13 protein-coding genes are annotated in these 19,846 nt (G+C 70.3%); all 13 read right to left on the minus strand.

Annotation, left to right across the window (positions count from 1 at the left end):
* Nucleotides 1-115 precede the first annotated feature (115 nt).
* Nucleotides 116-1,636, minus strand: coding sequence for a lysine--tRNA ligase (gene lysS, locus ACYVJJ_RS11580; protein ID WP_460833741.1), 1,521 nt, complete (start codon nucleotides 1,634-1,636; stop codon nucleotides 116-118).
* Between the two features lie 79 nt (nucleotides 1,637-1,715).
* A protein-coding gene (gene prfB / locus ACYVJJ_RS11585) for a peptide chain release factor 2 (RefSeq protein ID WP_460833742.1) occupies nucleotides 1,716-2,844 on the minus strand; the annotation gives its coding sequence in 2 pieces (ribosomal slippage) (nucleotides 1,716-2,768 and nucleotides 2,770-2,844; 1,128 coding nt in all).
* Nucleotides 2,845-2,918: 74 nt separating this feature from the next.
* Nucleotides 2,919-5,837 (minus strand): VIT domain-containing protein, encoded by a 2,919-nt coding sequence (locus ACYVJJ_RS11590; protein WP_460833744.1) that lies wholly within the window; start codon nucleotides 5,835-5,837, stop codon nucleotides 2,919-2,921.
* 63 nt (nucleotides 5,838-5,900) lie between these two features.
* Entirely contained in the window at nucleotides 5,901-7,712 is a 1,812-nt protein-coding gene (recJ, locus tag ACYVJJ_RS11595; protein WP_460833745.1) for a single-stranded-DNA-specific exonuclease RecJ, read from the minus strand.
* A complete protein-coding gene (locus ACYVJJ_RS11600; RefSeq protein WP_460833747.1) occupies nucleotides 7,616-8,554 on the minus strand; it encodes a phosphoglycerate mutase in 939 nt (312 codons plus the stop codon). The genes recJ and ACYVJJ_RS11600 overlap by 97 nt, the downstream gene beginning before the upstream one ends.
* A 4-nt stretch (nucleotides 8,555-8,558) precedes the next feature.
* On the minus strand, nucleotides 8,559-9,035 hold the full coding sequence (gene greA, locus ACYVJJ_RS11605) for a transcription elongation factor GreA (RefSeq protein WP_460833749.1): 477 nt from the start codon (nucleotides 9,033-9,035) through the stop codon (nucleotides 8,559-8,561).
* 129 nt (nucleotides 9,036-9,164) lie between these two features.
* Nucleotides 9,165-12,407: a carbamoyl-phosphate synthase large subunit gene (gene carB / locus ACYVJJ_RS11610; protein ID WP_460833750.1), complete on the minus strand. Its 3,243-nt coding sequence runs from the start codon at nucleotides 12,405-12,407 to the stop codon at nucleotides 9,165-9,167.
* Nucleotides 12,408-12,432: 25 nt separating this feature from the next.
* Nucleotides 12,433-12,981, minus strand: coding sequence for a hypothetical protein (locus ACYVJJ_RS11615; RefSeq protein ID WP_460833752.1), 549 nt, complete (start codon nucleotides 12,979-12,981; stop codon nucleotides 12,433-12,435).
* Nucleotides 12,978-14,099: a glutamine-hydrolyzing carbamoyl-phosphate synthase small subunit gene (carA, locus tag ACYVJJ_RS11620; RefSeq protein ID WP_460833753.1), complete on the minus strand. Its 1,122-nt coding sequence runs from the start codon at nucleotides 14,097-14,099 to the stop codon at nucleotides 12,978-12,980. The genes ACYVJJ_RS11615 and carA overlap by 4 nt, the downstream gene beginning before the upstream one ends.
* Nucleotides 14,100-14,440: 341 nt before the next feature.
* Entirely contained in the window at nucleotides 14,441-15,154 is a 714-nt protein-coding gene (gene dapB, locus ACYVJJ_RS11625; RefSeq protein ID WP_460833755.1) for a 4-hydroxy-tetrahydrodipicolinate reductase, read from the minus strand.
* A 9-nt stretch (nucleotides 15,155-15,163) separates the two neighbouring features.
* Nucleotides 15,164-16,588 (minus strand): diguanylate cyclase domain-containing protein, encoded by a 1,425-nt coding sequence (locus ACYVJJ_RS11630; protein ID WP_460833756.1) that lies wholly within the window; start codon nucleotides 16,586-16,588, stop codon nucleotides 15,164-15,166.
* Between the two features lie 82 nt (nucleotides 16,589-16,670).
* Nucleotides 16,671-17,804, minus strand: a complete 1,134-nt coding sequence (gene dnaJ / locus ACYVJJ_RS11635) for a molecular chaperone DnaJ (protein WP_460833757.1) — start codon at nucleotides 17,802-17,804, stop codon at nucleotides 16,671-16,673.
* A gap of 100 nt (nucleotides 17,805-17,904) precedes the next feature.
* Nucleotides 17,905-19,833, minus strand: a complete 1,929-nt coding sequence (dnaK, locus tag ACYVJJ_RS11640; RefSeq protein WP_460833759.1) for a molecular chaperone DnaK — start codon at nucleotides 19,831-19,833, stop codon at nucleotides 17,905-17,907.
* Nucleotides 19,834-19,846: the final 13 nt, after the last annotated feature.

The raw sequence follows: 19,846 nt of genomic DNA on the forward strand, positions 1-19,846 counted from the left end.
CCGTTGGCAGGCGCCCCGGCGGCGGACGGGACGAGGATAACCCGGTGGTGCCGCAGGCGTCCCACCGTCGTCTCCCGGTTATCGGCGGCGTCCCTGCCGTACTTGAGCGCATGGCTCAGGCGGAGGCTTCGGGCCGCATGTAGGGGAACAGCAGCACGTCGCGGATCGATGCGCGGTCGGTAAGCAGCATCACGAGTCGATCGATGCCGATGCCGAGCCCGCCGGTCGGCGGCATCCCGACCTCCAGGGCGCGGATGTAGTCGGCGTCGAAGTGCATCGCCTCGTCGTCCCCACCGGCCTTCGCCTCGACCTGTGCGAGGAAGCGCGCGGCCTGGTCTTCCGGGTCGTTGAGCTCGGAGAAGCCGTTCGCGAGCTCCTTGCCGCCCACGAACAGCTCGAAGCGGTCGGTGAGTTCGGGATCGACGTCGTTCGCACGCGCGAGCGGGCTGACCTCGACCGGGTGGTCGGTGATGAAGGTCGGCTGGATGAGCGTGTGCTCGACCGTCTTCTCGAAGATCTCGAGCAGGAGCTTGCCCCAGCCGTAGGACGCCTTCACCGGGATCCCGAGCCGCGCGCAGTGCGCACGCATCGCCTCGACGTCGCGCAGCTGCTCCCGCGCGATGTCCGGATTGTGCTCGAGCACCGCGTCGGTCATCGACCAGCGGCGGAAGCGCGGCCCCAGGTCGATGGGCTGGCCTTCCCACTCGAGCTGCGCGGTGCCGAGCACGTCGAGCGCCGCGTGGCGGATGACGTCCTCGGTGAGGTCCATGATTTCCGTGTACGTGGCATAGGCCTCGTACAGCTCGAGCATCGTGAACTCCGGGTTGTGGCGGGTCGACACGCCCTCGTTGCGGAAGTTGCGGTTGATCTCGTAGACGCGCTCCAGCCCGCCGACGACCAGGCGCTTGAGGTAGAGCTCCGGCGCGACGCGCAGGTACAGCTCGAGGTCGAGCGCATTGTGGTGCGTGACGAACGGCTTGGCCGCCGCGCCGCCTGGGATGTAATGCATCATCGGGGTCTCGACCTCGAGGAAGCGCCGTGCATCGAGCCACGCGCGCATCGCGCGGATGATCTTGCTGCGCTTGACGAAGACGTCGCGCGATTCCGGCGTCACGATGAGGTCGACGTAGCGCTGGCGATAGCGCTGCTCGATGTCGGCCATGCCGTGGAACTTGTCGGGCAAGGGACGCAGGGCCTTCGTGAGCAGGCGGAGCGACGACGCGCGGACGGAAAGCTCGCCCGTGCGCGTACGCGTCAGCTCGCCTTCCACGGCGACGATGTCCCCGAGGTCGAGCTTCTTGAAGACGTCGAAGGCGTCGCCGAGCAGGTCCTTTTTCAGCCACAGCTGGATGCGGCCGGACTCGTCCTGGATCTGCGCGAAGCCCGCCTTGCCCATGTCGCGCTTGAGCAGCATGCGACCGCCGAGTGCGACGCACCGGGGCGCGCCATCGAGCGCCTCGGCCGTCCACCGCTCCGCATCGGCGAACTCCGCCTGCAGGTCGCCCGCATAGTCGACCCGCTTGAAATCGTTCGGGAAGGCGATGCCCTGCCCGCGCAGTTCGGCGAGTTTCGCGCGACGCTCGGCGATCAGGAAGTTCTCGTCGGCCTGGGGCGCTGCGTTCGGGGTATCGGACATGGCGGTCGTTTCGCTGGACTTCGGATGCCGGCCCCTGCCGGCGCCGGAAGACGGCCGCGCGGGAGGCGCGGCCACGGGATCAGACGGCGTCGGTGCGTTTGGCGCCGACCTCGAGGCCGGCCTTCAGGCTCGCCTCGACGAATTCGTCGAGGTCGCCGTCGAGCACCTTCTGCGTGTCGGAGCGCTCGATGCCGGTGCGCAGGTCCTTGATCCGGCTCTGGTCGAGTACGTAGTTGCGGATCTGGCTGCCCCAGCCGATGTCGGACTTGGTGGCTTCCACCGCGTCGCGCTCGGCATTGCGCTTCTGGATCTCGAGCTCGTAGAGCTTGGCGGCGAGCATCTTCATCGCGTTGTCGCGGTTCTGGTGCTGGCTGCGGCCGGTCTGGCAGGCGACCACGATGCCGCTCGGAATATGCGTGATACGCACCGCCGACTCGGTCTTGTTGACGTGCTGGCCGCCCGCGCCGGACGAACGGTAGACGTCGGTCCGCAGGTCCGCCGGGTTGATCTCGATGTCGATGTTGTCGTCGATTTCGGGGGACACGAACACCGAGGTGAAGCTCGTATGCCGGCGGTTGTCCGAGTCGAACGGCGACTTGCGCACGAGGCGATGCACGCCCGTCTCGGTCTTGAGCCAGCCGTAGGCGAAGTCGCCTTCGACGCGCAGCGTGGCCGACTTGATGCCCGCGACGTCGCCGCCGCTGGCTTCCATCAGCTCGGTCTTCCAGCCGCGCGATTCGCACCAGCGCAGGTACATGCGCAGCAGAATCTCGGCCCAGTCCTGGGCCTCGGTGCCGCCCGCGCCGGCCTGGATGTCGACGAACGCGTTCGCGTTGTCCATCTTGCCGGAGAACATGCGCTGGAACTCGAGCTTCTCGACGTCCTTCGCATAGCGCTCGACGTCGTCGACGACCGCCTTGGCGGTGTCCTCATCGTCTTCCATCTCCGCGAGCTCGAGGAGCTCGTCCGCGCCGACGAGGCCATCGGTCAGGCTGCGGATGCCGTTGACGACCTTGTCGAGCGACGAACGCTCACGGCCGAGCGCCTGCGCGCGGTCCGCGTCGTTCCAGACATCGGGGCTTTCCAGCTCCCGGTTTACTTCCTCGAGACGTTCGACCTTTTGGTCGAAGTCAAAGATACCCCCTGAGCGAATCCAGCCGACCGCGGAGGTCGGCGATTCGCTGGCGGACGGGATTGAGCTCGATCATGTCCGGCGGCTGCAACGTGGTGGAGAACCGCGCATTCTAGCAGCGGCGGGGTAGCCCGCCGCTGCCGAAGCGGGCTATTCGACCTCGAATTCGCCCACGAACACGGTCTCGCTGCGTTGCTTGAGGCGCAGCGTGACGGTCCGGTCCTTCTGGCGCGGCGTGCCGAAGCCGGTGCTCAGCCACAGCTGGAGCGTCGTGGCGCCCGTCACCAGCGGCTGGCGTTCGCCGAAGAAGTTCGCTTCGACGCGGTAGCGCCCCTTCTTCGCGGTGCGCAGCGCGAACTCCTCCGGGCCGTAGCCGCCGGTGAAGTCGCTCGACATCCGTCCGCCCTGGTAGGTCAGACGATTGCCGTAGTACGCCTTCTCGCCGTTGGGGTCCGTCACCCACAGATCCATGTCGCTCGCGTCGCTGTCCCAGCTGAGCACGGCACGCAGGTCCAGCGGGAGCGCGCGGAGCAGCCTCGCGTCGATCGCCTGCGTGTCGAGCGGGCGCGGCGCCGTCGCAATGATGGCATTGAGCTCCGCCAGCGCCGTGATCTCGATATCCGGAAACCGGCCGTCCCAGTCGCCGCGAACGACTTCGTACAGCGCGTCGATCGCGGCCTGCCGCTCACCGGCCGCTGCATGGGCCAGGCCCAGGTCGCGCTGGCTCTGCGGCTCCTCGCCCGCCATCGCGAGGACCTGGCGCAGCACGGGGATCGCGAGGTCCGCGCGGCCCGCATGCATCAGCCGGTACGCGAGCACGCGCAGGACATGCCGGTCCTCCAGCTGCAGCTCGGCGAGGTTCGACAGCACGCGCAGCGCGAGGGCCGTGCGGCCCTTCTCGGCCAGCACGTCCGCCGCGTCGAGGAAGAACGCGGTGCCGCGGGGCTCGGCGTCACGCTCGTCGAGGTAAATGTCGTAGACGTCGTCGGCGGCCGCCTCGCGAAGGCGACGCGCCGACGGCGAGTCGGACTGCCAGGGCTGGAGGACGATTGCGGCGGTGGCGGCACGTTCCGGCGCCTGGAACCCGTCGGACGCGATCCGCGAGCCGGTCAACACGATGGTGTCGAGGGTGTTCGCCTCGGCGGCGACCGGCGCGGGTGCGGGCGGCGGCGCCATCGCGCGTAGCGCCGCAGGCGACTCGGCCCGCTCACGGGATTCGCGCTGCGCGCTCGCCGCAGCCGCATCCGCGGCCATTGCGGCGTCCTCGGCGGCCGCGCTGACCGCGCCGCCCGTCCGGCCATCGGTCACCGCCGGCTTGCGTGGCGCGTCCTTCGGGAAGGCGCGCTCCCACCATGCGACGCGGTCGGCCCACTGCTCGGCGACCCGATCGATGCGCTCCCGCATGCCGGCGTCGCGGCGCTTTCCGATCTCGCCGCGAAGTCGCGCGTAATCCGCGCGCAGGTCGGCGGGCGGCTCGATCTCGTAGCGGACATAGTCGTCGAGATTCTCGAGGACCAGCAGGGACGTTTCCGGCGTAACGAGCGAGAAGCGCTGCCCGATCGCCGCGATGCGCGCGCGATTGCGCGCCGGCTCCGCACCCAGCTGCGCGATGCTGTAGCGCGCCCAGAGCGGCGCGGCGAGATCGCCCTCCCGGGCGCCGCGCAGCGGAACGTCGAGGCGGCGTCCGTCCGCGAGCACGACGCTCACGCGCGCGTCGGCATCGACGATTCGACCCGCGATGCGCACGACGCCCTGCTCGACGGTGGTCGACTCGGCCACCAGGTCCGCGACGCCGGTGCCTTCGACCTGCTCGATCAGTGTCGGGGACAGGAGGAGCGCCTGCCTGGCGTCGTCGAGTCCCGCCGCGTCGCGGAGGACGATCGTGCGTCCGCCGCGCGCATCGGTGAGCGCCCGCAGGCGGGCGATGTCGGCTGTCGCGGTCGTGGAGACCGCATGGAGGCGCTGGCGCGGCCCGAACGCCGGGAACGGCGCGTCGCCGTAGTTGAAGAGCCCGTCGCCGAACAGCAGGTACTCGCCGACGGCGGGGTCGGGGCGCCAGTCGACGGTGGCGGTGGCCCCATCGTAGATGCTGCGCTCCAGCGTTCGGCGCAGCTCGCGCCAGTCGCCGCCGCGGACGACGTAGCGCACCGCGGGCTCCGCGCGGTCGCGCAAGCGCACCAGGTGGACTTCGACATCGCCCGCCTTCGCGAAGTAGGCGTCGAGCAAGGCGAGCTCGAGGTCGTGGGCGCGCGCGCGGCCGGACGTGGAGCTGTCCCAGACCAGGCCCATGCGCCGCGGAAGAGTCCGCGGCCGTGCCGCTGCAGCGACCGGAATTTCCGCAACGAAGTACCGCGCGTCCTCGTGGTGTTGCACCTGAACGCGGGGGCCGGCGGCCGCTGCGAAGCGCAACCGGACCGGACGCGCCGGGGGTACGTCGGCCGGGCGCAGCAGCAGGCGCGTCGCCATGCCGGCGCGCTTCAGGGCGACGTCGCGCAACAGGCCGTCGACCGCGACCGGCGCGTCGGCGCGAACCTGTACCGGAATTTCCCCGAGCCCGCGCGCGATGTGCACCGGCAGCGATGCGCTGCCCCGCGCGTCGAGCGTCTCGAGGAGCACGATGCGCACGCGCCGCGTGCCGCCCGGCGCGAACGGGAACACGCGCAGGCGGAACGATTCGCCCGCGGTCTGCTCGAGCAGGCCCGGGTCGACGCCGCGCCGCTCGATCGACTCGAACACCTGGCGACCCTTCGCTTTCGGCACCGGCACGGCGTCGCGCATCCGGCCATCGACGTCCAGTGCGAAGCCGACGACCTGCTGCCCCGGGGCGAGCGGGAACTCCAGCCGCCCTTCCAGCGTGCGCGTGCCCCTGTTGCGGAAGGTCATGTCGATCGAGGTACGCATCGCGCCGCCCGCGCTGTCGACATCGAAGGCGGCGGACTCGAGTTCGACGCGACCGCCCGGCTCGGGCGTCGTCATCAGCGGCGGCGCGGTGAGGTGCCGCTCCTGGCCGTACGCGCTCGGCAACGACAGGGCCACGGCCATGAGGGCCATGACGAGGATCTTGCGCATGCGGTGCTCCCGGTTCGAGGTCCCCTGCTCCAACGCGCCACCGCGCGCCGCGGGGTCGACCCGTCAGGCGCGCTCGCGATGGACGATGACGAGCTGGATCGCGTCCCCGCCGCGATAGTCGTCCGGCTCGAGACGATACGCGATGCGCACGCGCGCCGGGGGCGGCTCCCCGGTCCAGCCGCCGAACTCGATCGCGTTGAAGCGTCGCCCCTGCAGGCCGAGCTCGAGTTTGAGGTGACGCTGGCCGACGACGCGCGAGCCGAGGACCTCGAACTCGCCGTCGAAGTGCGGCTCGGGGAACGCCTGGCCCCAGGGGCCGCCGTCGCGCAGGGCCTCCGCGCAACTGCGGCAGAGTTCATCGACGCGAAGTTCGCCGTCGCTCAGCACCTCCGCCTGCAGGAGCTCCGGCCCGAGCGCGCCGCGCGCGACGCCGAGCAGCTGTTCGCCGAACTCGGCGAGTGCGTCGTCGCGCAGGCTCAGGCCCGCGGCCATCGCATGCCCGCCGAAGCGATCGAGAAGGCCCGGACGCTGCGCATTCACGGTGGCCAGCGCGTCGCGGATGTGGAAGCCCGGGATCGAGCGCGCGGAGCCGCGCAGCATGCGCGAGCCGGGCTCCGCGGGCGCGAGCGCGACGACCGGGCGATGCAGGCGCTCCTTGATCTTCGACGCGACCAGTCCGATGACGCCCGGATGCCATTCCGGATCGTAGAGGCAGACGGCCTGCGGCAGTTCGCCGTCCGGGAGGGTGACGCGCGAGAGCGCGGCTTCCGCCTCGTCGACCATCTGCTGCTGCACGGCGCGGCGCTCGCTGTTGATCTCGTTGAGCATCGCGGCGATCTCGCGGGCACGCCCTAGGTCGTCGCTGAGCAGGCATTCGATGCCGAGCGCCATGTCCTCGAGCCGCCCCGCCGCATTGATGCGCGGCGCGAGCGCGTAGCCGATGTCGGCGGTCGTGAGACGTGCGGGATCGCGCTGCGCGACTTCCGCAAGCGCGGCGAGGCCGAGGCAGACCTGGCCGGAGCGGATCCGCCGCACGCCGGCGGCGACCAGTGCGCGATTGTTCGCGTCCAGCGGCACCAGGTCCGCGACGGTGCCCACGGCGACGAGGTCCAGCAGCACCGCGAGGTCGGGCTCGCCCTGCGGAAACGCACCGCGGTCGCGCATCAGGCGGCGCAGCGCGAGCAGCACGTAGAAGATCACGCCGACGCCTGCGAGCGCCTTGCTCGCGAATCGGTCGCCCCTCACGTTGGGGTCGACGATCGCATCCGCCGGCGGCAGCGACTCGCCCGGCAGGTGGTGGTCGGTGACCAGCACCTTCCAGCCACGGGCCTTGGCCGCGACGACGCCTGCATGGCAGGCGATTCCGTGGTCGACCGTGACGACAAGGTCCGGGGCCATCGGCGCGAGCTCGTCGACCATCGCGGGCGTCAGGCCGTAGCCGTGCACCATGCGGTTGGGCACCGCATACGAGACGCGCCGGGCGCCGAGCGCGCGCAGGCCACGCACGCCGACTGCACAGGCCGTCGCCCCGTCGCAGTCGAAATCGCCGACCACGACGATGTGCGCATCCGCGGCGATCGCGTCGGCGAGCAGCGTCGTGGCGGCGTCGAGCCCGCCCATCGTCTCGGGCGGATGGAGGTTCGCGAGCCGCGGACGCGCGCACTCGGGCGAATGCGCGCCGCGGAGCGCGTACACGCGCGCGAGCACCGGATGCAGTCCCGCGGCCCAGGCACCGGGCGCCACGGGATCTCGACGCCGGAGTCGGGCGACGGTTCGGCTCACTCGGGCGTCCGTGGCAGGAGGCTGCGCAGTGGACGCCGCCAGAATCTCAGGGCCTGCGACCGCCGCAGGGCGATGCCCTGCCGATCGGGCCATGCGAGCCGGAGGGTCTGGATGCGGCGCGCGGCGAGGTCGACCCGCGCCGGCTCGATCCACTTCGAGACGAGCTGGTCGAGGCGCCGGAGCGCGCGCAGGTCGACGACGGTTCCGGCATCGGGCGTCGACCAGGCGTCGCCCCGCGGCGCGGCGCGTGCAGGGGTCAGGCGGGCGAAGGCGTGCGCGACGGGGTCGTCGGTGAGCAGAAGGTCGAAGGCCGCCTGCACGCGGTCCGGAAGGCGGCCCGCCCCCCAGAACCACACCGAGTTCACCGGCGGCAGGCCCTGCGCCGCGCGCTGTGCATTGAGCGGGTGGTTGTGCAGCACGACCTGCGCCTCGCTCAGGAGCGCGCGCCAGCGGCGACCTTCCGGGCCGTCCGGAAGCTGCTCGAACAGGTCGGCCCCGAGCGCATCGTCCGGCGGCGCGAAGCGCGGCAGTGGGGCCTGCGGCGCAAGGCAGAGGTACCAGCGTGACGGCGTGGGCGCGTCGATCGGCATGCCGGCGTCACCGAACAGCGGTCGCAGCGCCTTGAGCAGCACGTCCGCGGACAGCGCGTCCAGTGCGAGGCTCTCGCCGATCGCCAGAAGGCGCGCGCCGTTGATATCGGGCCGCACGAACGCCGGGTCCACCCGCAGCCATTGCGCGCCGGCGGCGTCGCCGGCGTCGGCCTGGCGCGTCACCGCCGCGACGGGCCAACCACGCGGCAGCACGTCGAATACGCCCTCGATGCCACGCGGCGTGTCGACCGCATCGCCCCGCCCCAGGGCGCGCGCGAGGTCGGCAGGCAGCGCCTCGTCCGCGAAGCGGGCCGCAGCGGGCAGCAGGAGCGTGGCCGACGGCACGGGATCAGCCGACGTAGCGGACGCCGACGATCTCGTACTCGCGCGTGCCGCCCGGTGCCTCGATCGTCACCGTGTCGCCTTCGTGCTTGCCGATCAGTGCGCGGGCGATCGGCGCGGAGATCGCGATCAGGCCCTGCTTGATGTCCGCCTCGAGGTCCCCGACGATCTGGTAGGTCTTCTGCTCGTCCGTATCGACGTCCGCGAGTTCGACGGTCGCGCCGAACACGACCCTGCTGCCGGCGTTGAGGGTGGCGATGTCGATGATCTGCGCATGCGACAGCTCACCCTCGAGCTGCTTGATGCGCCCCTCGATGAAGCCCTGCTGCTCGCGCGCCGCGGCGTACTCGGCATTCTCCTTGAGGTCGCCGTGCGCACGTGCCTCGGCGATGGCATTGATGACCGCCGGGCGCTGCACGGACTTCAGGTTCTCGAGTTCGGCGCGCAGACGCTGCGCACCTTTCGCGGTGATCGGGGCTCTCATGGCGATTCCTTCGGCGACCGGCCGCGGCGGCCGGCGTCATGCAGGGGATTGTGCCCGTCCACGCGGCGCATGGGCAGGCCGGAAACGCGACCGGCCGCACGCGGCGGCCGGTCGCGGCGATGGAACGGCTCAGGCGATGGTCGCGTGGAGTTCCTGCAGCGACCACACCGGGCCCGTGCCGCGGTATTCGAGCGATTGCAGCAGCGCGCGTGCGCCCGATACCGTCGTCGAGTACGTGACGCGGTGCTGCAGCGCCTCGCGCCGGATCGAGAACGAGTCGGCGATCGCCTGCCGGCCTTCCGTCGTGTTGACGATGTAGGCGATCTCGCCGTTCTTGATCAGGTCCACCACGTGCGGGCGGCCCTCGATCACCTTGTTCACGACCTCGCAGGCGACACCCTGCGACTTCAGGAATTCCGCGGTGCCACGCGTGGCCACCACGACGTAGCCACGGCGCACGAGCTCCTGCGCCACCGGCAGCACGCGCTGCTTGTCCGGATCGCGCACCGAGACGAACACCTTGCCCGACGCCGGCAGCGCGCGGATGCCCGCGGCCTCGTGCGCCCGCGCGATCGCCGCGCCGAAGTTGCGGCCGACGCCCATCACCTCGCCCGTCGAGCGCATCTCCGGCCCGAGGATCGGGTCGACGCCCTGGAACTTGGCGAACGGGAAGATTGCTTCCTTCACCGAGAAGTAGTCGGGCACGATCTCCTTCGTGGCGCCCTGCTCCGCCAGCGTCATGCCGGCCATGCAGCGCGCCGCGATCTTCGCCAGCGGCATGCCGATCGCCTTGGAGACGAACGGCACCGTGCGCGACGCACGCGGATTCACCTCGAGCAGGAAGATCGTGTCCGAGCCGTCAGCCTCCTGCTGGATCGCGAACTGCGTGTTCATCAGGCCGACGACCTTCAGCGCCCGCGCCAGCGCGACCACCTGCTCGCGCAGGCGGTCCTGCGTGGCTGCGGATAGCGAGTACGGCGGCAGCGAGCAGGACGAGTCGCCGGAATGCACGCCGGCCTCCTCGATGTGCTCCATCACGCCGCCGATCAGGACGTTCCCCTCGCGGTCGGCGATGACGTCGACGTCCACCTCGACCGCATGGTCGAGGAAGCGGTCGAGCAGCACGGGCGAATCGTTCGAGACCTTCACGGCATCGCGCATGTAGCGTGCGAGGTCGCTGTCCGCATGCACGACTTCCATCGCGCGCCCGCCGAGCACGTAGCTCGGGCGGACGACCAGCGGGTAGCCGATTTCGCGGGCGAGCGCCTGCGCTTCGTCGGCGCTGCGTGCGGTGCGGTTGGGCGGCTGCTTCAGGCCCAACTCGTCGACGAGCTTCTGGAAGCGCTCACGGTCCTCGGCCAGGTCGATGCTGTCCGGCGACGTGCCGATCACCGGCACGCCGTTGGCCTCGAGCGCGCGCGCCAGCTTGAGCGGGGTCTGCCCGCCGTACTGCACGATCACGCCGAAGGGCTTCTCGAGGTCGACGATCTCCAGCACGTCCTCGAGCGTGAGCGGCTCGAAGTAGAGGCGGTCGGAAGTGTCGTAGTCGGTCGAGACGGTCTCGGGGTTGCAGTTGACCATGATGGTCTCGAACCCGTCGTCCCGCAGGGCGAGCGCCGCATGCACGCAGCAGTAGTCGAACTCGATGCCCTGCCCGATCCGGTTCGGTCCGCCGCCGAGCACGATGATCTTCCTGCGATCGCTCGGGTTCGCCTCGCACTCGTCCTCGTAGGTCGAGTACATGTAGGCCGTCTCGGTGGCGAACTCGCCGGCGCAGGAATCGATGCGCTTGTAGACGGGGCGCACTCCGAAGGCACGCCGCAGTGCGCGCACGGCGGTCTCGTCCGTGCCGGTGAGTTGCGCCAGGCGTGCATCGGAGAAGCCCATGCGCTTGAGCGCGCGCATGCGGCGGGCGTCGAGCGCGGCGAGACCCGCGGTCGACACCTCCTTTTCGGCGCCGACGATCTCCTCGATCTGGTCGAGGAACCACAGGTCGACATGCGAGAGCGCGTGCACGTCTTCCACCGACATGCCGGCGCGGAAGGCGTCGCCGATATGGAACATGCGCTCGGGGCCGGGTTCCTTGAGCTCCCGGCGCAGGCGCGCGAGGTCCTCGGCATCGGTCAGGTCGAGGCCGGTCGGATCGAGGCCGACCTTGCCCGTCTCCAGCCCGCGGAGCGCCTTCTGCAGGGACTCCTGGAACGAGCGGCCCATCGCCATCACCTCGCCGACCGACTTCATCTGGGTGGTGAGGCGCGCGTCAGCCTGCGGGAACTTCTCGAAGGCGAAACGCGGGATCTTGGTGACGACGTAGTCGATCGACGGCTCGAAGGACGCCGGCGTCTGCCCGCCGGTAATCTCGTTGCGCAGCTCGTCGAGCGTGTAGCCCACCGCGAGCTTGGCGGCGACCTTCGCGATCGGGAACCCCGTCGCCTTCGAGGCGAGCGCCGACGAGCGCGACACGCGCGGATTCATCTCGATCACGACCACGCGGCCGTTCTGCGCGTTGACGCCGAACTGCACGTTCGAGCCGCCCGTGTCGACGCCGATCTTGCGCAGCACCGCGATCGAGGCATCGCGCAGGCGCTGGTACTCCTTGTCGGTGAGCGTCTGCGCCGGTGCGACCGTGATGCTGTCGCCGGTGTGCACGCCCATCGCGTCGAAGTTCTCGATCGAGCAGACGATGATGCAGTTGTCCGCCTTGTCGCGGACGACTTCCATCTCGAACTCCTTCCAGCCGAGCACCGACTCCTCGACGAGGATCTCGTGCACCGGCGAGAGCTCGAGGCCGCGCTTGGCGATCTCCTCGAACTCCTCCTTGTTGTAGGCGATGCCGCCGCCGGTGCCGCCGAGCGTGAAGCTCGGGCGGATGATGGTGGGGAAGCCGACGGTCGCCTGGATCTCGACCGCCTGCTCGAAGTTGCGTGCGACCGCCGCCTTCGGGCATTCGAGCCCGATCTCGGCCATCGCGACGCGGAAGAGCTCGCGGTCCTCCGCCATGCGGATCGCGTCGCGCGAGGCACCGATCAGCTCGACGCCGTACTTCTCGAGCACGCCGTTGTCGGCGAGGTCGAGCGCGCAGTTGAGCGCCGTCTGGCCGCCCATCGTCGGCAGCAGCGCGTCGGGCCGCTCCTTGGCGATGATCTTCTCGACCGTCTGCCAGGTGATCGGCTCGATGTAGACCGCGTCCGCCATGTCGGGGTCGGTCATGATCGTCGCGGGATTGCTGTTGACCAGCACCACGCGGTAGCCCTCGTCGCGCAGGGCCTTGCAGGCCTGGGCGCCGGAGTAGTCGAACTCGCAGGCCTGTCCGATCACGATCGGGCCGGCGCCGATGATCAGGACGGTCTTGATGTCGGTGCGCTTTGGCATGTCGGTCTCGTGAATTCGCGGTCGGTCAGTCGAAACGCACCGAGCAGGCACGCTCGACGACGGGCTGGAGCGCCTTCAGGCGCGCCTCGGGAACCTGCGGGTCCGGGAACTGCTTCTGCAGGATCCCGCCGGCCGGCGTGGACATGAAGGCCGCCACTGCGCCGAGCTCGTCGCGGTCCAGCTGCGCGAGTAGCGCTGCGGGATTCGGCTCCGGCCCGCCCTTCACGGTGCTCCCGACGCCGTCGCGGACGAAGCGCAGCACCTTGGCCCCAGCCGGCGTCTGGCCGAACGCGATCCAGGCATCGACGTTGGCATCGGTCTCGAACATCGCGCCGAACGCGCCACCGAGCGTCTCGACGAACAGCGGCCGCACCTCGCGGGCGACGCAGCTGCGCTGCGCGTCGCTCCACTTCGCGCCGACGTCCTCGCGGAACGAGCGGTCGATCGCCAGGTCGATCGCCGTGTCGATGCCGAAGAGCTGCTGGACGCGCTCGAGGCGATCGGGGCCGGGCGTCGACGCCTGCGCCAGGGACGTGGCCGCGAGCCAAACGACCGCTAGGTATCGGAGCTTCATGCGGCCTCCATCGCGGCGACGAAACGGTCGAACAGCGGCGCGACGTCGTGCGGGCCGGGGCTCGCTTCCGGATGCCCCTGGAAGCTGAAGGCCGGCGCATCGGTGAGCGCGATGCCCTGGTTGCTGCCATCGAACAGCGAGCGGTGCGTGACCCGCACGTTCGCGGGAAGCGTGGCTTCGTCGACGGCGAAGCCATGGTTCTGGCTGGTGATCAGCACGCGGCCGCTGTCGAGGTCCTGCACCGGATGGTTCGCCCCGTGGTGGCCGAACTTCATCTTGAGCGTGCGTGCACCCGCGGCGAGCGCCAGGAGCTGATGGCCGAGGCAGATGCCGTAGACCGGCACGCGGCGCTGGATGAACTCGCGCGTCGCCTCGATCGCATACGTGCACGGCTCCGGGTCACCCGGGCCGTTCGACAGCACGACGCCGTGGGGCTGCAGCGCGAGTACGTCGGCGGCAGGTGTCTGCGCAGGCACCACCGTGACCCGGCAGCCGCGCGAGGCGAGCATGCGCAGGATGTTGAGCTTCACGCCGAAGTCGTAGCAGACGACATGGAAGCGGCCGTCGGCCTGTGCGAAGGCATCGCTGTCGAGGTCGAGCTCGGTCTCGCGCCAGTCGAAGCGCTCACGCGTGCAGACCTCCTTCGCGAGATCCATGCCTTTCAGGCCGGGAAACTTGCGCGCCGCTTCGAGCGCACGCGATTCGTCGATCTCGCCCGCCATCACCGCGCCGTTCTGCGCGCCGCCGTCCCGCAGCAGCCGCGTGAGCTTGCGGGTGTCGATGTCGGAGATCGCGACCATGCCCTTTGCCGCGAGCCAACCGGGCAGCGACAGTTGCGAGCGCCAGTTGCTCGGGCGCTTCGGGACATGGCGCACCACGAGCCCCGCCGGCCAGACGGGCTTGGCCTCGTCGTCCTTCGGCGTGGTGCCGGTGTTGCCGATGTGCGGATAGGTCAGCGTGACGATCTGCCGCGCGTACGAGGGATCGGTGACGACTTCCTGGTAGCCGGTCATCGCGGTGTTGAAGACCACCTCGCCGACGGACAGTCCGGGCGCGCCGATCGATACGCCCTCGAAGATCGTGCCGTCTTCGAGTGCGAGGATTGCGGGTTGGTTCACGGGGATCGCCTCTGCTGCCGAGGGGTGCTGATCCCGTGCGCTCGCCGGTCGAGAAAAATCCGGGTTGCAGCAAAGCGCGGACGCGGTGCGGGACCGGTCCGACGTCGGGATTCTGGCGAGCGGGAATTGTAGCGGCGCGGGCGCGTCGGCGCCAGTTGGACGACGATCGGACCGCGCGATCGGCGCCGACGGCGAGCGCACGGAGCCCGGGGCCGCCGGTCCGCGACCGCGTGGCTCGCCTTGGCTGCTTGCGACCGTGCCGGTCACCGGCACGGTGCAGCGCCTTGCCATCCGGGCTACGGCCGGCTCAGTCGCTCCCCGGACGCGACCGCCCCGCCGCTTCAGCCGATGACGTCGCGAATCGCATAGAGCGCCGGCGGCCGCCCGACGAGTCGGGTGGCCGCATGCAGCGCACCGCGCGCGAAGATGTCGCGGTTCGTCGCGCGGTGGACGAGCTCGATCCGTTCGCCGGGTGCGGCGAACTGCACCAGGTGCTCGCCGACGATGTCGCCCGCGCGAAGCGACGCGTACCGCGGCGTCGCGCCGGCTGCTTCCGCGCGGGCGCCGAGCGCCAGTGCGGTGCCCGAAGGCGCGTCCTTCTTATGCACGTGGTGCGACTCGACGATGTCGCAGTCCCACTGCGAGAGGATGCCGGCGGCGCGCTCGACGAGATCCGCGAGCACCGCGACGCCCAGGCTGAAGTTCGCCGCCCAGAGCACGGGGATCCGCGCGGCGGCCGCCTCGAGCGCCGCCCGCTGTGCCGGCTCGAGGCCGGTCGTGCCCGAGACGAGCGCCGCGTTCCGCGCAAGGCATGTCTCGAGGATCGCGTCGAAGCCCTCCGGCAGGCTGAAGTCGATCGCGACGTCGAACGGTGGAACGTTCGCGAGCGCGCCGCCGCTGATCCATGCAATGCCGTCGGCGACAGGATGCGCCGGGCGGCTGCGGGAGACCGCAGCGACTACCTGGAGGTCGTCGCGCTCGGCGGCGAGGCGCAGCAGCGCCTGGCCCATCCGGCCGGTCGCGCCGTGGATGAGGATGCGAAGGGGCGATTGCATGCGGACAGCCTAGCCGCCGCCCAGCGCCTCCACAACGCCGTGCTCACGCGCGCCCGCGGGCATGGCCTGCGACCAGCGGTTCTTCCCGCCGCTCTTCGCCGCATACATCGCGGCATCCGCGCCGCGCAGGAGCGTGTCGAGCTCGATGTCCGGCGCGACGTCCTCGCGCGCGAGGCCGATGCTCAGGCCCACCCGCACGGGTTCGTCCGTGCCGACGTCGAACGGCGTGTCCACGGTCGAGAGCAACCGCTGCGCAAGCCGTCGGAGGTCGTCCGGCGCCGCGCCGTTCGCGAGGATGACGAACTCGTCGCCGCCGATCCGTGCGACGGTGTCGGTGTCGCGGAGCACCTCGCGCAGCCGGGCGCCCAGCGCGCGGAGCAGTGCATCGCCCGCGGGATGCCCGTGCCGATCGTTGACGTGCTTGAAGTCGTCCACGTCGACCACCGCCAGCAGCACGTGCTCGCTGCCGCGCCTCGCGCGCCGCGCGGTCTGCTCGAAACGGTCCTGCAGCAGCGTGCGATTGGGCAGGCCGGTGAGTGCATCGTGCAGGGCCTGCGCCTTCAGGCGGCGCGAGAGCTCACGGGCATCGAGCGCGCTCGCGAGCACCTGCGACATGAGCCGCAGCCCGATGACGAACGGCTCGTCCCAGACGACGCGGCCACGGACGGCATCGAAGCCGACGAAGCCGCGTAGCGTGCCGGCGATCCACAGCGGCACGATCAGGATCGACTGGATGCCTTCGCGCTCGAACTCGGCGCGCTCGCGGAAAGCCGCGGCGGGCAGGTCGTCGAGGCATTCGACGCACACGATCCGGTCGGCACGCAGCTCCTCCAGCAGCCACGGGAACGTGTCGAGCGGCAGGTCCTGCAGGTTGTGCGCCTCGCGCGAGATGCCCGGCGCCACCCATTCGTGGGTATTGCTCTGCCGCATGGCGGTCGGGTCGATCAGGAAGACGTACGCGCGGTCGACCCCGAAAAAGCGGCCGACGGAGCCGAGCAGGCCCTCGATGGCGCTGTCCAGCTCCGCGTCGTTACTCCGGATGAGCGCGGCGGCCGCTTCCGTGAGCAGGCGCTCGAACTGCAGTCGACGCTCGAGCTCGCCGCGCGCCGTACCGTCGGCGGACGGCTCGTGCAGGTGGAGAAGTACGCGGCTAGCGCCATCCAAGCGGCGTGCCGTGGCGAGGAGGCTGCCGCCCGCAGCAGCATGCGACGGCCCGGGCAACTCGACGATCGCGGTCGGCGCATGTGTCAGGAGGTCCGCGATCCGTGCCGAAGCGGTCTCGGACCACTCGAGAACGCCTTCCAGCCCTGGGCAGTCCGCATCGGGCAGGCCCAGCAGCGCACACGCCTCCGCGTTCGCGCCGACCACGCGGCCGCCGTCGACTGCGACCAGCGCGACGGGCACGTCGTCGAGGCTCAAGCTGATCCGATCCATGGGCGTCCGCCGCTCCCTGCCGGGGCCAGCGGCGAGGATGCCAGATCGCGGACGAGCCGACGCACCGCCCGGAGGGCTCGCCTCAGCCGGTCATCCGGTCCCAGAAGCCGCGCACGCCGTCGAGGAACGTCGACGACTTGGGCGAATGGCGACGGGCGCCCTCGCCCACGAACGTCGCCTCGAAGCGCTCGAGCAACTCGCGCTGCTCGGCGGTCAGGTTGACCGGCGTCTCGACGACGACGCGGCAGTAGAGGTCGCCCTCGACGCGGCTGCGCACCGAGCGCACGCCCTTGCCGCGCAGGCGGAAGGTCCGCCCGGATTGCGTCTCCATCGGGATGCGCAGCTCCACCTCGCCGCCGAGCGTCGGCACGCGGATGCTGTCCCCGAGCGCGGCCTGCGAGATGCGGATCGGCACCTCGCAGTGCAGGTCGTCGCCGTCGCGCTGGAAGATCTCGTGCTCGCGCACGCGGATGTCGACATAGAGGTCACCGGCCGGTGCGCCGGCTGGACCGGCCTCGCCCTCGCCCGCGAGACGGATGCGATCGCCGCTGTCGACGCCCGCGGGAATCTTGACCTGGAGCAGCTTTGTGCGCTCCACGCGCCCCTGCCCGTGGCAGTCCGTGCACGGCTTGGCGATCACCTTGCCACGACCGCCGCAGTGCGGGCAGGTCTGCTGCATCGAGAAGATCCCACGCTGGAAACGCACCTGGCCGCGGCCCTGGCAGGTGCCGCAGGCGTCGAACTTGCCGTCCGACGAACCACTGCCGTCACAGGTCTCGCATTCGTCGAGCGTCGGGATCTCGATCTGCTTCTCGACGCCGCCGACCGCTTCCTCGAGCGAGAGCTCCATCACGTAGCCGATGTCGGCGCCGCGCCGCGGGCCGCGACCACCGCCGCCGGCCGCGCCGCCGAAGATGTTGCCGAAGATGTCGCCGAAGATGTCGCCCATGTCGGCATAGCCGGGGCCGCCGCCACCGCCGCCCATGCCGTGCTCGAACGCGGCGTGGCCGTGCGCGTCGTACATGCGGCGCTTGCCGGGGTCGGCGAGCGTCTCGTAGGCCTCCTTGCACTCCTTGAAGGCGTCCTCGGCGGCCTTGTCGCCCGGGTTGCGGTCCGGATGATGCTTCATCGCCGCGCGGCGGTATGCCTTCTTGAGGTCGTCGTCGCTCGCGTCGCGGGCGACGCCCAGGACCTCGTAATAGTCACGCTTGCTCATCGGCGCTCTTGGCTGTGCTGCTGCTGCGTGCCGGCGGTTGAATCACGCGCGGCGTCCCCGGAAAACGACGGGAGCCCTGGCGGCTCCCGTCGGGGACAGCTTACTTGGACTCGTCGCCCTTCACTTCCGTGAATTCGGCATCGACCACGTCATCGGACTTGCCGGCGGCCGCACCGGGAGCCGTCGCGCCATCGTCCACCCCGCCCTGCCCCTGCGCGGAGGCAACCGCGAGCAGCGACTGCGCGGCTTCCTCGAGCGCGCGGCTCTTGGCCTCGATCTGGCCCTTGTCCTCGCCCTTCATCGCGGTCTCGAGGTCGGCGATCGCCGTTTCAGCGCGGCCGATCGCGTCGCCCGGCACCTTCTCGCCGTGCTCCTTGATCGCGCCACGGGTCATGTGGATCAGGCCGTCGGCGTGGTTGCGCGCCTGGACGAGCTCCTGGAACTTCTTGTCCTCCTCGCGGTTGGCTTCGGCGTCCTCGACCATCCGCTTGATCTCGTCCTCGGACAGGCCCGAGCCGGCCTTGATCTCGACCTTCTGCTCCTTGCCGGTCTTCTTGTCCTTCGCGGTCACGTGCACGATGCCGTTGGCGTCGATGTCGAACGACACCTCCACCTGCGGCATGCCGCGCGGCGCCGGCTCGATGCCGGTGAGGTCGAAGCGCGCCAGCGACTTGTTGTAACGGGCCTGCTCGCGCTCGCCCTGCAGCACGTGCACGGTCACGGCGGACTGGTTGTCCTCGGCGGTCGAGAAGGTCTGCGAGGCCTTGGTCGGGATCGTGGTGTTCTTCTCGATGATCTTGGTGAACACGCCACCGAGCGTCTCGATGCCAAGGCTCAGCGGGGTCACGTCGAGCAGCAGCACGTCCTTGACGTCGCCCTTGAGCACGCCGCCCTGCACCGCGGCGCCGATCGCCACGGCCTCGTCGGGATTGACGTCCTTGCGCGGCTCCTTGCCGAAGAACTCGGCCACCGCGGCCTGCACGCGCGGCATGCGCGTCTGGCCGCCGACGAGGATGACCTCGGTGATGTCGGAGGCGCGCAGGCCGGCGTCGTTGAGCGCGACGCGGCACGGCTCGATCGTCTTCTTGACCAGGTCCTCGACCAGCGCCTCGAGCTTGGCGCGCGTCAGCTTGATGTTGAGGTGCTTCGGGCCCGAGGCGTCGGCCGTCACGTACGGCAGGTTGACCTCGGTCTGCTGCGCGCTCGAGAGCTCGATCTTCGCGCGCTCCGCGGCGTCCTTCAGGCGCTGCAGGGCGAGCGGATCCTTGCGCAGGTCGATGCCCTGGTCCTTCTGGAACTCCTCGACGAGGTAGTCGATGACGCGCTTGTCGAAGTCCTCGCCGCCGAGGAACGTGTCACCGTTGGTGGCGAGAACCTCGAACTGCTTCTCGCCGTCGACTTCGGCGATCTCGATGATCGAGACGTCGAACGTGCCGCCGCCGAGGTCGTAGACGGCGATCTTGCGGTCGGCGCCGGACTTGTCGAGGCCGTAGGCGAGCGCCGCGGCCGTCGGCTCGTTGATGATCCGCTTGACGTCGAGGCCCGCGATGCGGCCGGCGTCCTTGGTCGCCTGGCGCTGCGAGTCGTTGAAGTAGGCCGGCACCGTGATCACGGCCTCGGTCACTTCCTCGCCGAGATACGCCTCGGCCGTCTTCTTCATCTTGGCGAGCACTTCGGCCGAGATCTGCTGCGGCGCCATCTTGCGGCCGTCGGCGGTCGCCACCCAGGCGTCGCCGTTCTCGTGCTGCGTGATGCCGTACGGGACCAGGCCGATGTCCTTCTGCACCTCGGCGTCGGTGAACTTGCGGCCGATCAGGCGCTTCACCGCGTAGAAGGTGTTCTTTGGATTCGTGACGGCCTGGCGCTTGGCCGAGGCGCCGGCGAGGATCTCGCCGTCCTTGGTGTACGCGATGACCGACGGCGTGGTGCGGTCGCCCTCGGCGTTCTCGATGACGCGCACCTTCGTGCCTTCCATGACCGCGACGCACGAATTGGTCGTGCCGAGGTCGATACCGATGATCTTGCCCATGGGGATGCTCCTG

Source organism: Lysobacter humi (ex Lee et al. 2017) (assembly GCF_054781815.1).

Coding starts and splice junctions, on each gene's coding strand:
- carB (WP_460833750.1), bottom strand. CDS start 12,407: ATGCCAAAGCGCACCGACATCAAGACCGTCCTGATCATCGGCGCCGGC.
- ACYVJJ_RS11590 (WP_460833744.1), bottom strand. CDS start 5,837: ATGCGCAAGATCCTCGTCATGGCCCTCATGGCCGTGGCCCTGTCGTTG.
- ACYVJJ_RS11630 (WP_460833756.1), bottom strand. CDS start 16,588: ATGGATCGGATCAGCTTGAGCCTCGACGACGTGCCCGTCGCGCTGGTC.
- dnaJ (WP_460833757.1), bottom strand. CDS start 17,804: ATGAGCAAGCGTGACTATTACGAGGTCCTGGGCGTCGCCCGCGACGCG.
- lysS (WP_460833741.1), bottom strand. CDS start 1,636: ATGTCCGATACCCCGAACGCAGCGCCCCAGGCCGACGAGAACTTCCTG.
- ACYVJJ_RS11615 (WP_460833752.1), bottom strand. CDS start 12,981: ATGAAGCTCCGATACCTAGCGGTCGTTTGGCTCGCGGCCACGTCCCTG.
- dnaK (WP_460833759.1), bottom strand. CDS start 19,833: ATGGGCAAGATCATCGGTATCGACCTCGGCACGACCAATTCGTGCGTC.
- recJ (WP_460833745.1), bottom strand. CDS start 7,712: ATGGCCCGATCGGCAGGGCATCGCCCTGCGGCGGTCGCAGGCCCTGAG.
- greA (WP_460833749.1), bottom strand. CDS start 9,035: ATGAGAGCCCCGATCACCGCGAAAGGTGCGCAGCGTCTGCGCGCCGAA.
- dapB (WP_460833755.1), bottom strand. CDS start 15,154: ATGCAATCGCCCCTTCGCATCCTCATCCACGGCGCGACCGGCCGGATG.